The organism is Luteibacter yeojuensis (assembly GCF_011742875.1).
GTDB classification, from domain to species: Bacteria; Pseudomonadota; Gammaproteobacteria; order Xanthomonadales; family Rhodanobacteraceae; genus Luteibacter; species Luteibacter yeojuensis.
The window spans coordinates 2,831,919-2,845,211 of sequence record NZ_JAAQTL010000001.1 but is presented as its reverse complement, the minus strand read 5'-3'; the positions used below and the strand labels follow the sequence as shown (position 1 = coordinate 2,845,211).

The 13,293-nt window shown below is 68.0% G+C and carries 15 protein-coding genes; 12 read left to right on the top strand and 3 right to left on the bottom strand.

Annotation, left to right across the window (positions count from 1 at the left end; all coding sequences use genetic code 11):
* The first annotated feature begins 94 nt into the window (after positions 1–94).
* From HBF32_RS12960 to HBF32_RS12950, 3 genes are read left to right on the top strand one after another with little or no spacing between them, the layout of a single operon-like run.
* Positions 95–1,090, top strand: coding sequence for an alpha/beta hydrolase (locus tag HBF32_RS12960; protein WP_166700013.1), 996 nt, complete (start codon positions 95–97; stop codon positions 1,088–1,090).
* Positions 1,087–1,596 (top strand): antibiotic biosynthesis monooxygenase family protein, encoded by a 510-nt coding sequence (locus tag HBF32_RS12955; protein ID WP_166700012.1) that lies wholly within the window; start codon positions 1,087–1,089, stop codon positions 1,594–1,596. Before HBF32_RS12960 ends, HBF32_RS12955 begins: the two co-directional genes overlap by 4 nt.
* Before the next feature lie 19 nt (positions 1,597–1,615).
* Positions 1,616–2,308 (top strand): ArsR/SmtB family transcription factor, encoded by a 693-nt coding sequence (locus HBF32_RS12950; protein ID WP_166700011.1) that lies wholly within the window; start codon positions 1,616–1,618, stop codon positions 2,306–2,308.
* Between the two features lie 8 nt (positions 2,309–2,316).
* Here the strand turns inward: HBF32_RS12950 and norR are convergent, their stop codons facing one another.
* Positions 2,317–3,879, bottom strand: coding sequence for a nitric oxide reductase transcriptional regulator NorR (gene norR / locus HBF32_RS12945; protein ID WP_166700010.1), 1,563 nt, complete (start codon positions 3,877–3,879; stop codon positions 2,317–2,319).
* A gap of 152 nt (positions 3,880–4,031) precedes the next feature.
* Here norR and hmpA point away from each other — a divergent pair, with 152 nt between their 5' ends.
* The gene (gene hmpA / locus HBF32_RS12940) at positions 4,032–5,213 is read left to right on the top strand and encodes an NO-inducible flavohemoprotein (protein WP_166700009.1); all 1,182 of its coding nucleotides are present in this window, start codon (positions 4,032–4,034) and stop codon (positions 5,211–5,213) included.
* 127 nt (positions 5,214–5,340) lie between these two features.
* Here hmpA and HBF32_RS12935 read toward each other — a convergent pair whose 3' ends face one another.
* Positions 5,341–5,793 (bottom strand): nuclear transport factor 2 family protein, encoded by a 453-nt coding sequence (locus HBF32_RS12935; RefSeq protein ID WP_166700008.1) that lies wholly within the window; start codon positions 5,791–5,793, stop codon positions 5,341–5,343.
* Positions 5,794–5,857: 64 nt separating this feature from the next.
* Between HBF32_RS12935 and HBF32_RS12930 the strand changes: the two genes are divergently transcribed.
* The 7 genes from HBF32_RS12930 to HBF32_RS12900 all read left to right on the top strand — a co-directional run bounded on the left by HBF32_RS12930 (position 5,858) and on the right by HBF32_RS12900 (position 11,405).
* Positions 5,858–6,562: a DUF3348 family protein gene (locus HBF32_RS12930; protein WP_166700549.1), complete on the top strand. Its 705-nt coding sequence runs from the start codon at positions 5,858–5,860 to the stop codon at positions 6,560–6,562.
* A gap of 10 nt (positions 6,563–6,572) precedes the next feature.
* On the top strand, positions 6,573–8,450 hold the full coding sequence (locus tag HBF32_RS12925) for a coiled-coil domain-containing protein (protein WP_166700007.1): 1,878 nt from the start codon (positions 6,573–6,575) through the stop codon (positions 8,448–8,450).
* The gene (locus tag HBF32_RS12920; RefSeq protein WP_166700006.1) at positions 8,447–9,097 is read left to right on the top strand and encodes an OmpA family protein; all 651 of its coding nucleotides are present in this window, start codon (positions 8,447–8,449) and stop codon (positions 9,095–9,097) included. The genes HBF32_RS12925 and HBF32_RS12920 overlap by 4 nt, the downstream gene beginning before the upstream one ends.
* On the top strand, positions 9,087–9,491 hold the full coding sequence (locus HBF32_RS12915; protein WP_166700005.1) for a DUF2894 domain-containing protein: 405 nt from the start codon (positions 9,087–9,089) through the stop codon (positions 9,489–9,491). The genes HBF32_RS12920 and HBF32_RS12915 overlap by 11 nt, the downstream gene beginning before the upstream one ends.
* Positions 9,492–9,692: 201 nt before the next feature.
* Positions 9,693–10,100, top strand: coding sequence for a cupin domain-containing protein (locus HBF32_RS12910; RefSeq protein ID WP_166700004.1), 408 nt, complete (start codon positions 9,693–9,695; stop codon positions 10,098–10,100).
* 3 nt (positions 10,101–10,103) lie between these two features.
* Positions 10,104–10,523, top strand: coding sequence for a VOC family protein (locus HBF32_RS12905; RefSeq protein WP_166700003.1), 420 nt, complete (start codon positions 10,104–10,106; stop codon positions 10,521–10,523).
* Positions 10,524–10,526: 3 nt separating this feature from the next.
* Entirely contained in the window at positions 10,527–11,405 is an 879-nt protein-coding gene (locus HBF32_RS12900) for a DUF427 domain-containing protein (protein WP_166700002.1), read from the top strand.
* Here HBF32_RS12900 and HBF32_RS12895 read toward each other — a convergent pair.
* Complete coding sequence (locus tag HBF32_RS12895) at positions 11,402–12,307, bottom strand: LysR family transcriptional regulator (protein ID WP_166700001.1); 906 nt, start codon at positions 12,305–12,307, stop codon at positions 11,402–11,404. The two genes, HBF32_RS12900 and HBF32_RS12895, sit on opposite strands and share 4 nt — an antisense overlap.
* A gap of 100 nt (positions 12,308–12,407) precedes the next feature.
* Between HBF32_RS12895 and HBF32_RS12890 the strand changes: the two genes are divergently transcribed.
* Positions 12,408–13,289 carry an aldo/keto reductase family oxidoreductase gene (locus HBF32_RS12890; RefSeq protein ID WP_166700000.1) on the top strand — a complete coding sequence of 294 codons (882 nt, stop codon included), beginning with the start codon at positions 12,408–12,410 and terminating at the stop codon, positions 13,287–13,289.
* Positions 13,290–13,293 lie beyond the last annotated feature (4 nt).

The following is a 13,293-nucleotide window of genomic DNA, read 5'->3' as shown; positions in this document are numbered from 1 at the left end:
CCGGGCGCCGGCAACGACGCTTCGGTCTCGGACGAAACGTGAGGCCTCCCGTCGTCCTAGGCTCCGGTTTTCCTGGTGGAAGAGCGAGATCCGGATGGCGATGCTGATGATCGGTGCCATGGCCTCGGCGGCCCTCGGCGCCATGCTCATCGAGACGACGAACATTCCCCTGCCCGGTGGCGGGGAACACGTGGCGCTGCACTGCGTGGCGCCGCGTGGCGATACAGGCAAGGCCGTGCTGTTCGTGCATGGCTCGACGTTTCCCACGAAGCTCGCGTTCGGATTCCAGTTCCGTCCCGGGGATTCGTGGATGCACTACATGGCCCGGCAGGGTTACCTCGCCTGCGGCCTCGACTTCCTCGGCTACGGCGGGTCCAGCATGCCTGCCGCGATGAAGGGAGACGCATCGGCCGCGCCGCCCGTGGACCGTGCACCCGAAGCGGCCGAGCAGATCGCCGCGGCCGTGAGCTACATGCACGGGAAGAAGGGCGTCATGGACGTCCACATCGTGGCGCATTCGTGGGGAACGATCCCTGCGGCGGCGTACGCGGCGCGGTACCCGCACGAGCTTGCCTCACTGACCCTGTTCGGGCCGATCGTGCCGAAGCCGGGCGCGGGCGGCAACAAGGCGCCGAACGTCGCCTGGTTTCCCCTCACCGCCGGACAGCGCCTGGAACAGCTTCGCTTCGAGAAGGTGCTTCCGGCCGGGAAAGTACTCCTGGAGCCCGCTGTGAGCGAGCGATGGGCACGGGAATTCAGGGCTTCCACGCCCACCGTCGGCGACGACGCGCCGGAGCGGATGCGAATTCCCAACGGCTCGAACGTCGACATCGCCGAAGGCGTCGCTGGGACATACCCGTATGCCGCGGCCGACGTGAGCGCGCCGGTGTTCGTGGTGTTCGGCAACTACGACACCGTCGTGAACGATGCGGAAGCCTCGGCGTTCCTCGGAAAGTTCACGTCGTCGCCGATGAAATGGCGCTTGTGCATCGACGACGGCACCCATGTGATGCACCTCGAGCGGCAGCGCTGGTCGCTGTACGAGAGCGTCGCCGCTTTCATCCGCGCCACCTCGGAGGCGGGTCGATGAGCGTCGCCGTGATCTTCGAGGTCGAACCCGATCCGGAGTGTTTCGAGGCGTACCTCGGTCTGGCGGCGAGCCTCGCGCCGCGACTGGCGACCGTCGAAGGCTTCATCGGGAACGAAAGGTTCCGCAGCCGGCACCGGCCGGGCCGCCTCGTGTCCCTCTCCCTCTGGGAAAACGAAGCGGCGGCTATCCGCTGGCGCGAAAACGCACTCCATCGTTCGGCCCAGGACAAGGGACGCGGCGGTCTCCTCAAGGACTACCGCATCCGCGTCGGCAACATCGTCGATGGGCGAGGCGACCTCGTGCTTCTACAATCGCTCGAAGGCCAGGCCGGCAGGCTCGCCGCCGCCGGGTACGAAGTGTTCGTCAATATCCGCGATCCGTCGCACGCGCTCGCCTTGGGCGAGGAACCGGTGAGCGGCAGTCTGCTTGCCGGGGTGCGTGCCATGCGCGTCGAGGTCCTGCGCGATTATGGATTGATGGACCGCGACGAGTCACCACGGCCCTGACGGGCGAGGAGCGACCACCATGTGCGACGACGACAGTGGCTTCAGATTGTCGAAGGTGGCCTCGGCCATTGCCGAGCCTGCGCGCGGCCGGATGCTGTGCCACCTCATGGACGGCACGGCGCGGACGGCGACGGAGCTCGCCACGGTGGCGGGCATCGCGTCGTCGACCGCGAGCGCGCATCTCGCGCGGCTTGTGAGTGCGGGCCTGCTCGAAGTGCTGGCCCAGTCGCGCCATCGGTACTACCGGCTCACCGGCGAAGACGTGGCACGTTCGCTGGAAACCCTGCTCGTGGTCGCGGAGCCTGCGGGACGTATCCGGTCGAGCACGCCCGAATCGCTGCGGCTGGCGCGCACCTGCTACGACCACGCCGCCGGTGAACTCGGCGTGCGGTGGCACGACAGGCTGCTTGAACGCGGGTGGCTGGAGAAGGACGCCGCAAAGCGCGAATACGACCTGAGTGCGGCCGGAAAAGAGGCGCTCGCCGGTTATGGCATCGACACCGCGTTCCCGCATCGCCGCAAGCTCGCCTATCCCTGCATCGACTGGAGCGAGCGCCGTCCGCACCTCGGCGGCGCATTGGGCGCGGCACTGCTGAAGCTCGGCATGGACCGCCAATGGATACGCCGGAGCCTGGAAGACCGCGCATTGATCGTCACGCCGAAAGGCAGGAGGGAACTGCGCGAGGCATTCGGGATCGCCCTGAGCGGCTGAGCGAGTCGCTAGTTTCCCATCGCCGCGGGAACGACGCCCAGGCGAAGCGCGGATCGCCGCAGATTGGCGCGATCGACGGACAGCTCCCGTGCGGCGGCGGCCCAGCTGCCGTCGTGGCGTTCCAATGCCGCACCGATGAGCATGCGCTCGTAGGCATCGAGGGCGGCGCGCAGCGGCAGGCCGGCCGGATCGGGTGCCGCGACGGTTTCCACCGGCGTCACGGTCGTTACGTCGAGGTCCAGATCCATGGCTTCGATGGTGAGCGCACGCGAGCCACCGCCGCGTCGCGAGAGCGCCTTCAATGCGGCGCGTCCGATCGTATGTTCCAGCTCGCGCACGTTGCCTGGCCAGGTCCAGGCGAGCAAGGCCGACTGGCTTTCCGGCGCAAGCCTCAACCCGGCCAGCCGCAGGCGCGCACGATTCTCCTCGAGGAAGGTGCCCGCAAGGATCAGCACGTCGTTGCCACGCTCGCGCAGTGGCGGCATCCCGATGGGATAGACGCTGATGCGATGGTAGAAATCCGCGCGGCAGCGGCCCGCGCGCACCTCGTCGGCAAGGTCGCGGTTGCTCGCGGCGATGATCCGCACGTCCACGCGATGCTCCCGGTCGGAACCCACGCGCTGCAACTGCCCGCTCTGCATCACGCGCAGCAGGGCGGCCTGCGCCGACAGCGAAAGATCGGCCACCTCGTCGAGGAACAGCGTGCCGTGGTCGGCCAGTTCGAATTTTCCCTGCCGGTCCCCGGTGGCGCCGGAAAACGCCCCGCGCACGTGGCCGAACAGCTCGCTCTCCAGCAGGTTCTCGGGCAGGGCGGCGCAATTCACCGCGATGAGCGGGCGATCGGCGCGCGACGATGCGGCGTGGATGGCCTGCGCGACAAGCTCCTTGCCCACGCCGGTCTCCCCGCGGATCAGCACGGTCAGGTCGCTGGGTGCGACGGTGGCGATGTCGTCGAGCAGCCGTCGCATCGCGGCGCTGCGCCCCAGCAGCGTCCGCGTGGCGGATTGGCCGGCAGCCGCGCGGTAGCTTTCCGCGCGGGTATGCTCGCGCTCCGCGGCCCGCTGCAGCACGTGCATGCGTTCCGCCGCGGAAACCGTCGCCGCGGCAAGGCTGGAGAAGGCACGCAGCGTGGCGAGGTCCTGGGCGTTGAAACGGCCTGCCTCGAGGGCATCCAGCGTGAGCAGCCCCCACGGCTTGCCGTCCACCTGCAAGGAGCAGCCCATGCAGTCATGCACGTCGAGGCGGGGCGCCTTGTCCACCAACCCGTCGTACGGGTCCGGCAGGGGGCTGTCCGCCGGGAAGAGCGTCGGCTCCGGATTCGCCAGCAGGGCGGCGAAGCGCGGGTGGTCGGCCACCTTGAAACGGCGTCCCAGCGTGTCGTCGCTGAGGCCGTCCACCGCCAGCGGCAACAGCTCGCCTCCCTCCAGCCGCAGCAGCGCGATCGCGTCGCACGGCAGGAGGCGACGCAAGGCGTCCAGCAGGCGGCGGTAGCGTTCGATTTCCGGGATGTCGTGGGCGAGGTCGTCCACGAGGGGGAGGACGAGCTCGAGGGACGAGGGCAGAGAGGTCATGATGACTCGCCAGAAGTCGTATCGACTTCCTCAAGAAATGGGTCAGATCGACCCATGCGCATCATAACCCATTGAATGACCGGCCATGCGGAGACTGGCACGGAACGTGGATTGGATCGGACATCCCCACTTCACCTCAGAAGGTGCCTGCCATGCTCTCTCCCGAACACCGTGCCCTCGTCCGTGCGACCGTTCCCCTGCTGGAAACCGGCGGCGAGGCGCTGACGAACCATTTCTACCGCATCCTGCTGGGCGAGCATCCCGAAGTCCGGCCGTACTTCAACCAGGCCAACCAGATCACCGGAGAGCAGCCGCGCGCCCTGGCGAACGGCGTGCTGATGTATGCGAAGCATATCGATCGCCTGGAGGCCCTGGGCGACCTCGTCGACGTCATCGTGAACAAGCACGTGTCGCTGCGCATCCGTGCCGACCATTACCCCATCGTGGGTCGCTGCCTGTTGCGGGCCATTCGCGAGGTCCTCGGTCCCGACGTCGCCACGGACGAGATTATCGACGCCTGGGGGGCTGCCTACGGTCAGTTGGCGGGCATCCTGTCCGGCGCCGAGGCCACCATCTACGACGCTGTCGCGGAGGCTCCGGGCGGCTGGCGCGACGGTCGTGCGTTCCGCGTGATCGAGAAGGTCCGCGAAAGCGACGAGATCACTTCCTTCCGTTTCGCACCCGTCGATGGACAGCCGGTTTACGCGCATGCGCCGGGCCAGTACATCGGTCTGCGCGTGCATGTCCACGGTGTGGATTCGCGCCGCAACTATTCGCTCTCCGCCGCCGCGGATGGCGTGGGTTACCGCATCAGCGTGAAGCGGGTGGCCGGCGGCGCCGTGTCGACGTTCCTGCACGATGACGTGCAGGTCGGCGACACCGTCGAACTGTTTCCGCCCTCGGGCCATTTCGTCCTCGAAGAGAACGAGCGCCCGCTCGTGCTCATCAGCGGCGGCGTGGGCATCACGCCCACGCTCGCGATGCTCGAGCGCGCGCTGCCGAGCGGCCGGCCGATCCACTTCATCCATTCGGCACGGCACGGTGGGGTGCATGCGTTCCGCGACACCATCGACTCGCTCGCGGCGTCCCACCCCCAGCTACGGCGCTACTACTGCTACGAGAAGCCGCGCACGGAAGATGTCGGCCACGAGGCGAGCGGCTACCTCGATCGCAACCTGCTGGCGGCCTGGCTGCCCGGCACGACCGACATCGACGCCTACTTCCTTGGGCCGAAGCCGTTCATGAAGGCCGTGCGCAAGGCGTTACGCGACCTGGGTGTGGCGGATGCGCGCGCCAGGTACGAGTTCTTCGGTCCGGCTTCCTCGCTGGACTGAGTGGCGCCATGGCATCGCTTCCACCTTGTGGCCACGCTGCTCCTGTCGGGGCTGGCCGTTCACGCCCAGGTGGTCCGTTCGGACATCGCCCGGCCACCGTGCGCACGGTGCATGTCCTCCGCGAGAGTCAGCGGCCTTCCGTCAGCCGCGAGGCATGGCTTGCGACGAGCACCCACTTGCCAGCCTTGCGAACGTAGGTGTCGGTGAACTGGAAGTCCAGGGCGTAAGGCTTGCCATCGCTCTGGCCTTCCACGCGCGTGGTGCCGGTTACGACGGCCGCATCTCCATACACCCGCACCTTCGAATCGCGATTGCGGAACACGTCGTACTTCGTGCCGCTGCGCAGGTCGGCCACTTCATCCGCGCGCGTTGTGACCTTGCCGTTGGAACTGGTGAGGGTGAACGTGGGATCGAGGTGCTTCTCCAGCCAGTCGGCATCCTCGTTCTGATAAGCCGCGCAGATCGCGCTTTCGGCCTTGAGGATCTGTTGGACGTCGTCCTTCCCGGATGCGCTGGCTGGCGCGGCGGCGAACAGCAGCGCCGGAAAGGACAGCAGGAACGGTACGCTCGTTACACGCATGGGACCCCCAGGGCCGGTCGTCACGGGCAGTATGCTGTAAACTTGCTGTTTTTTCTCAAGAAACATCGTGCAATCTCACCAGCGGACGACCGTCCGCGGCCCGACCTTCATCCGTCTGCTCGCCCGCCTCACGGCCGTCGACGCGAGGGCGTCCGGTCCATCGCTGCCCGACCGGCTGAGCCGGTGGCTCGACTGGAACCACGCCATCGCGCTCTCCACGGCCCTGGACGGCCGGCCGCCGGCCCCGCCAGAGGACGTCCCGGCCTTCGACAGCCGGGAAGAGGAAGAGTGTGCGCGGGTGCGGACCGCACTGGCGAAGGCCATCGAGGGCGCGCGCGAGCTGGCCACATCGGGACCGCGTCCGGCCGCCCAGGGCGCCGCTCCGGCAGATTTCGCGCCCTTCCGGCAGCGCTATCTGACCCTCCAGAGGTCGATACAGGGCAATACCGGCCAACTGCGGGGGCGTCTGCGCGACATACTGGCGTCGGGAACGCCCGCCATGGCCCGGCTGGCCGAGGTGGACGCCGTGATGGAGATGGCCCTGAGTCCGCGGGAGCAGAAGCTGTTGGCGGCCGTACCGGTCGTGCTCGCCGACCATTTCGACCGGTTGCGCCGATCGGCCACGGAAGCTGCGGAAGAGGGCACGGCCGCCCCGCAAGAGAACTGGCTCGACACGTTCCGCGCCGACATGCGCGGCGTGCTGCTTGCCGAGCTGGATGTTCGTTTTCAACCGGTGGAAGGGCTGCTCGCAGCGCTTCGCACCCGCTAATCGGGTCGTCATGTTCAGGAATTTCCTTTATCTCGCCATCTTCCTCCTGGGCTTCGCCGCCGTTTGCTGGATCGGCGTGGGCTATGCCGGGTCGAATCCTCTCGGCGCCATGGTGGCCGCACTCATCGGTGCCTGTTATCTCGCGGGCGCGCTCGAACTGCTGCGCTATCGCCGGGCGACGCGCACGCTCCGGGTCGCGGTGGGCGAGTTGTCCGTCACGCCTCCCGCCCTCGGTCCCTGGCTGGAGCGGCTGCACCCGAGCCTGCGCAACACGGTGCGCCTGCGCATCGAAGGCGCGCGAACGGCCCTGCCGGCACCCACGATGACGCCCTACCTCGTCGGCCTGCTGGTGCTGCTGGGCATGCTGGGCACGCTCCTCGGCATGATGGCCACGCTGCGCGGAACGGGCGTCGCGCTGGAAAGCGCCACCGACCTGCAAGCCATCCGCGGGTCCCTCGCCGCGCCCGTGAAGGGCCTGGGCTTCGCCTTCGGCACGTCGATCGCCGGCGTCGCCAGTTCCGCGATGCTGGGCCTGCTCTCCGCACTGTGCCGGCGCGAGCGCTTGCGCGTGGTGCAGCGCCTCGATGCGCGGATCGCGACGACGCTGCGTCCGCACTCGCAGGCCCAGCGGCGCGACGATGCCTTCAGGCTGTTGCAGCAGCAGACGGAATCCATGCCGGCGCTGGTCGAGCGGATGGAAGCGATGATGGCGTCGATCGAGCGGCAGAACCTCGCGGCCACCGAGCGTCAGCTGGCCAGCCAGGAAGCCTTCCATGCGCGCACGGAAGCGATGTACGCACGGCTTGCGTCGTCGGTGGAGCAATCCCTCAGGGAAAGCGTCATCGAAAGCGCGCGCGCGGCCGGCATGGCTTTCCAGCCCGCCGTCGACGCGACGATGGCCGCCATCGCCCGCGAGGCGACTGCGTTGCACGGCAGCGTGACGCAGGCGGTGGATCGCCAGCTCGACGGCCTGGCGAACCAATTCGAAGCATCGTCCCGCGTCGCCTCGGGTGCGTGGAAGGACGCGCTGGCCGAGGCCACGACCGTCTTCCGCGACGGTGCGGACACGATGCTGCGGGCCGCCCGGCAGTCGCAGACGGAGATCCAGGCGACGCTCGCGTCGCGCGACGGCGAGCGGCTCGCTGCCTGGACGGAAGCGCTGGCGTCGATGGCCGCCGGCTTGAATGCCCGCGCGGAGCAATCCGGCGAGCTCATCGCGCAGCGGCAGAAGGACATCTGCGACACGTTCGGTCATACCGCTGCCGAGTTGTCGGAGCGTACCCAGGCGCAGGCAGACCGCACCATCGCCGAGGTTTCCCGCCTCGTGGAAGCCGCGACGGAAGCGCCGCGCATCGCCGCCCAGGTGGTGGGAGAGCTGCGCGAGAAGCTGTCCGAAAGCATGCTGCGCGATAACGCGATGCTCGAGGAGCGCAGCCGCCTGCTCGAAACACTGGATACCCTGCTCGATGCCGTGAACCATGCGTCGACCGAACAGCGCACCGCCGTCGACGCACTGGTGGCGACATCCGCCGACCTGCTCGACCGCGTGGGCACGCGCTTCGCGGAGCAGGTGGAGAGCGAGGCCGGCAAGCTCGGCACGGTCGCTGCGGACATCACCGGGAGCGCGACCGAGGTCGCGAAGCTCGGCGAAACCTTCGGCGCCGCGGTGGACCTGTTCGGCAAGTCCAACGACGCGCTGATGGAACGCCTCGACCGCATCGCCGGCGCGCTCGATGCGTCGCTCGCGCGCAGCGACGAACAGCTTGCCTACTACGTCGCGCAGGCCCGCGAAGTCGTCGACCTCAGCGTCCTGTCGCAGAAGCAGATCATCGAGGACATGCAGCGTCTCGGCGGGCGGCACGTCGAGGCCGGGACGGAGACGGCATGAGCGACGAGCTGGAAATCGAGGGCGAAGCCGGCGTACCCGTCTGGGCCGCGTTCGGCGACCTCATGTCGGTGCTGCTCGGGGCGTTCGTGCTGATCCTCGTCGGCGTGATCGGGGTGCAGCTGCAGCTCTCCCATCGCCTCGACGAGGAGGTGAAGCAGCGCCAGGCCGAACAGCAGCGTCGCATGACGCTGGAACAGGCCCTGGCGGCACCGCTGGCGGCCGGGCGCGTCACGCTGGTCGACGGCCGCATCGGCATCCGCGGCAACGTGCTCTTCGCCCTGAATTCGGACCGGTTGCAGCCGGAAGGGCGGGACATCCTCAAGAGCCTGGCCGGTCCGCTCTCGGACTACCTGACATCGCGCGACGAGATCCTGATGGTCAGCGGCTTCACCGACGACCAGCAGGTGCACGACGGCAACCGCCACTTCGCGGACAACTGGGAACTGTCGGCCGAGCGCGCGCTGACGGTCACGCGCGCGCTCGTGGACGAAGGCGTCCCCGCCTCGTCGGTGTTCGCCGCGGCGTTCGGCGCCCAGCAACCCGTCGGTTCGAACGCGAGCGAGGAAGGCCGGGCGATGAACCGCCGCGTGGAGATCGCCCCGGTTCCCCGGCCGTCCACCGCCACCGTGGCGCCGCATGGCCGGTAACCTCGAACGCTCCTCGCCGGGTCCCCTGGGAGAGCTTGTCGATCTCCTCGACGGAGGCGAGGCCGGCCGGTCGTCGAGCTACCCCGAGCTCCCTGCGTTGGGGGAGTTCCAGAAGATCTGGTCGCGCATCCGCACCGAGAGCCAGTTGCGGCAGTCGCTGGAACAGACGACGGAGAACGCGGGCCCGCTCAACTCGAGCGCCCTGGTCCACCGCTCCATGGCCTTGATGCGCGACGTATCGCCCGGCTACCTCCGCCATTTTCTTTCCTACATCGACGACCTGTCGTGGATGGAGCGGCTCGGTGACGGCAAGGCGTCGCCGGCCGGCGACGCGCCGGCCGCCGCGAGCATCGGCAAGCGTCGCAAGACCCGGCCGCGTACACGGCGGGAATGAATCGTCGCCGGGCGGAAGCGGGTTCTTCCAAGCCGCGGCGGGAAACGCGAACCCGCGCGTCCTTTGGGCAAGCAAGGAGCGGGCCCGTGGAGTGAACTGCAAGCATCGAGATGTCGCTCCGAGACGTGCCATGAGATCGCCAACCGCCGATATCCGATGCTGCGACATCGATGAAGACAGCGCGCCTCACAGGAACAAGTCATGAAAACCGTCGCCGTTGCGGCCGTGGTGGCCTTCACCTTCGCCGCGCCGTGCAGCCACGCGCACCCGGCCCAGCCTCGACCTCAGCCGGGCAGCCATCGCACCGACCTGTCGAGGAACGATCTCAGCATTCCCGGCTGGGAAGCGTTGCAGGTTCGCGTCGACATCCCTCCGGGAAAGTTCGCTCCTGACCACCGCCATCCCGGCGAGGAAATCATCTACGTCATCGAGGGCACGATCGAGTACAGGCTCGAGGGGAAGCCCCCCGTGCGGCTCAAGGCCGGCGATGTGTTGTTCGTGCCCCGCGGCGTGGTGCATAGCGCCACGAACGTGGGAACGACAAATGCCGCGGAACTGGGCACATATGTGGTAGAGAAGGGCAAACCGCTGGTTGAATGGGTGAAATAGGTCATGTTATCCCTCGAGGTCGTTCTCATCCCGGTCACCGACATCGATCGGGCACTCGTCTTCTACACGCAGCAGGTCGGCTTCGCGCTCGACGTCGACTATCGGCCCACCGACGACTTCCGTGTCGTACAGCTCACGCCGCCCGGCTCGGCCTGCTCCATCCAGCTGGTCGCGGCGGATTCGACGGAGCGTGCGCGCGGTCTCTATCTCGTGACCGATGACCTGGAGGACGCCCGGGCCGGCCTGATCTCCCGCGGTGTCGCCGTGGGCGAGCCGCGGCACAAGGATCTCATCGGCACCTGGGCGGGCGGATGGAGCCCGGGCATGGATCCACAGCGCCGCGACTACGCCAGCTTCGCGGATTTCGCCGACCCGGACGGAAACGCCTGGGTCCTTCAGGAACGCGGTCACACCAAGGCTTGACTCATGGGACTTTCCTGGCAACAAGGCCCGCTCAGCGGTTCGACCATCGGCCGGTTCCTGACACCGGAACCGCTACCGGAGCGGCTGCTGTTCGTCGAACCGTTGCGCAGGCGGCTGCGCGTCAGGCTGGGTGGGGAATGGATCGCCGATAGCGAGGACGTACTCCTCCTGCACGAACCGGCGCGTTATCCGGTCGCTTATTTCCCGCTTGCGGATGTGCATCCCGGCGTACTCGCCGCGGAGGACCGCGTCACGAAGCATCGCGATCTCGGCGACACGGCCTGGTTCTCGGTCACCGGGGGCGATCGCAGCGCGGCGCGCGCCGCATGGCAGCACACGGCGCTGCCTGCTCATGCGGATCTTCTCCGCGATCATGTCGCCTTCGCCTGGCGTGCCATGGACGCGTTCTTCGAGGAGGAGGAGAGGATCGTCGGCCATGCCGCCGATCCCTATCACCGCATCGACATACGCCAGACCTCGCGCCACCTCGTCGTCAAGGATGGCGACAGGACCGTCGCCGATACGCGGCGCCCGCTCGTGCTGTTCGAATCCGGGTTCGCGCCGCGCTGGTACGTGGCGCGCGAAGATATCGACGAAACGGCGCTCGTTCCCGTCGAGGGGCAGACCTTCTGCCCCTACAAGGGCCTGGCCAGTTACTACGACATCGGCAGCCGGAAGAAGGCAGCGTGGTGTTACGCCCAGGCGTGGATAGAGGTGGGCCGCATCTCGAATCTCGTCTCCTTCGAACCCGGCGAAGTCGACGTCTGGATCGACGGGAAGAAGCTTGCCCTTGCCCCGGGGCAGAACGTCGTCCCGCATGGCATCGACCGTGGCCTGGATCCCGAGGAACTCCTTGGATCCGGTCCGGGGACGCGATTCTAGCGACCGGCCCGGCCGCGAACGAATTCGACGAAGGCCCGCAGCGGCGAAGGCAGGTGCTTGCGTCCAGGGTAGTAGAGGAACGGGCCGCTGAATTCCTGGCACCAGTCTTCGAGCACCGGCACCAGCGCACCGCTTTGCAGCGGCGACAGCAACCAGTCGTCGAAGAGGTGGATGATCCCGAGCCCTGCGACGGCGGCCTGCACGGCGAGGTCGAAGGCCGCGCCTGTGCGGACCACCAGCGGGCCGGGAGGGTCGACGCGAATCGTCTCGCCGTCGCGCTCGTATTCCCACAGGGGTGTGGCGCCGCCCGAGAATTGCGCGCGCAGGCAGGCATGCTGCAACAGCTCGCGTGGGTGGCGCGGCGTGCCGTGCGCGGCGAGGTAGGAGGGCGCCGCGGCGGTCACGAGGCGTTGCGTGCGCGGCCCGATGGGCAGCGCGATCATGTCCTGCTCGAGCCGTTCGTCGTAACGGATGCCTGCGTCGCAGCCCGCCGCGATGAGGTCGACGAAACTGTCTTCGACTACCACCTCGAAGCGCACGTCGGGGTATGTTTCGAGGAACGGCACGACGATGGGGGCGAGCACCGTGCGCGCCACGTTCGCGGGTACGTTGATGCGCAAGGTGCCGGCCGGACGGTCGCGATAGTGGTTCACCACGTCGAGCGCCGCCTCCACTTCGCCCAGCGCCGGCGCCAGGCGTTCGGCGAGCCGCGCGCCGACCTCGGTCGGCGCCACGCTGCGCGTGGTGCGGTTGAGCAGGCGCACGCCAAGGCGGGTTTCCAGGCGCCGTACCGCTTCGCTCAGGCTAGAGGCCGATGCGTCGCCGGTGCGTGCGGCCTCGCGGAAGCCGCCGGCCCGGACCACGGCGAGGAAGGCGAGGAGATCCTGCGGATCGGCATTCATTGTTCGGTGCCTCGTACAGCCCGTGCCGATTCCACAGGATTATCGAGCGGACGGTCAATCCCTATTCTCCCTCCGGCCCCCCCCGATCCTGGAGAAGCACATGAGCAACCTGAGCAAGGCCGGTACCTACGCCCTGGGCGATCGCACCGTGAACCGCATGGGCTACGGCGCCATGCAACTCGCGGGACCAGGGGTCTTTGGCCCGCCGAAGGATCACGCCGCCGCACTGGCGGTATTGCGCGAGGCCGTCGCTTCGGGCGTCGACCACATCGATACCAGCGACTTCTACGGTCCGCACATCACCAACCGGATCATCCGCGAGGCCCTGGCGCCGTACGCCGGGAACCTGACCATCGTGACCAAGGTGGGTGCGACGCGCGGCGACGACGCATCGTGGCTTCCGGCCCGCGAGCCGCATCAGCTCGTGCAGGGTGTGCACGACAACCTGCGCAACCTCGGCGTCGACGTGCTCGACGTGGTGAACCTTCGGCTCATGGGGGATATCCACGCGCCGAAGGAGGGTCCCATCGAGGCGCAATTCGCACCGTTGGCGGCATTGCGCGAGAAGGGGCTGATCCGTCATCTCGGCCTCAGCAACGCCACCCTTGCGCAAGTGAAGGAAGCGCAAGCCATCGCGCAGGTCGTGTGCGTGCAGAACCAGTACAACCTGGTGCAGCGTGCCGACGACGCGATGATCGACGCCTTGAACGGGATGGGCATCGCCTATGTGCCGTTCTTCCCGCTGGGCGGATTCTCGCCGTTGCAGTCCGATGCGTTGAACGCCATCGCCGGCCGGCTGGGCGCGACGCCGATGCAGGTGGCGCTTGCCTGGCTGCTGCACCGTTCGCCGAACATCCTGTTGATCCCGGGAACGTCGTCGCCCGGGCACCTCCGCGAGAACCTCGCGGCCGCGGGGATCGGCCTGTCGGACGAGGTTCTCGCGGAACTCGAAGCGATCGGTGTGGATTCCGCTCTTCAATAGACGG

What these genes read in the sequence shown, in the direction of transcription:
- HBF32_RS12960 (WP_166700013.1), top strand. Translation starts at nt 95, where the DNA reads ATGGCGATGCTGATGATCGGTGCCATGGCCTCGGCGGCCCTCGGCGCC.
- HBF32_RS12955 (WP_166700012.1), top strand. Translation starts at nt 1,087, where the DNA reads ATGAGCGTCGCCGTGATCTTCGAGGTCGAACCCGATCCGGAGTGTTTC.
- HBF32_RS12950 (WP_166700011.1), top strand. Translation starts at nt 1,616, where the DNA reads ATGTGCGACGACGACAGTGGCTTCAGATTGTCGAAGGTGGCCTCGGCC.
- norR (WP_166700010.1), bottom strand. Translation starts at nt 3,879, where the DNA reads ATGACCTCTCTGCCCTCGTCCCTCGAGCTCGTCCTCCCCCTCGTGGAC.
- hmpA (WP_166700009.1), top strand. Translation starts at nt 4,032, where the DNA reads ATGCTCTCTCCCGAACACCGTGCCCTCGTCCGTGCGACCGTTCCCCTG.
- HBF32_RS12935 (WP_166700008.1), bottom strand. Translation starts at nt 5,793, where the DNA reads ATGCGTGTAACGAGCGTACCGTTCCTGCTGTCCTTTCCGGCGCTGCTG.
- HBF32_RS12925 (WP_166700007.1), top strand. Translation starts at nt 6,573, where the DNA reads ATGTTCAGGAATTTCCTTTATCTCGCCATCTTCCTCCTGGGCTTCGCC.
- HBF32_RS12920 (WP_166700006.1), top strand. Translation starts at nt 8,447, where the DNA reads ATGAGCGACGAGCTGGAAATCGAGGGCGAAGCCGGCGTACCCGTCTGG.
- HBF32_RS12915 (WP_166700005.1), top strand. Translation starts at nt 9,087, where the DNA reads ATGGCCGGTAACCTCGAACGCTCCTCGCCGGGTCCCCTGGGAGAGCTT.
- HBF32_RS12910 (WP_166700004.1), top strand. Translation starts at nt 9,693, where the DNA reads ATGAAAACCGTCGCCGTTGCGGCCGTGGTGGCCTTCACCTTCGCCGCG.
- HBF32_RS12905 (WP_166700003.1), top strand. Translation starts at nt 10,104, where the DNA reads ATGTTATCCCTCGAGGTCGTTCTCATCCCGGTCACCGACATCGATCGG.
- HBF32_RS12900 (WP_166700002.1), top strand. Translation starts at nt 10,527, where the DNA reads ATGGGACTTTCCTGGCAACAAGGCCCGCTCAGCGGTTCGACCATCGGC.
- HBF32_RS12895 (WP_166700001.1), bottom strand. Translation starts at nt 12,307, where the DNA reads ATGAATGCCGATCCGCAGGATCTCCTCGCCTTCCTCGCCGTGGTCCGG.
- HBF32_RS12890 (WP_166700000.1), top strand. Translation starts at nt 12,408, where the DNA reads ATGAGCAACCTGAGCAAGGCCGGTACCTACGCCCTGGGCGATCGCACC.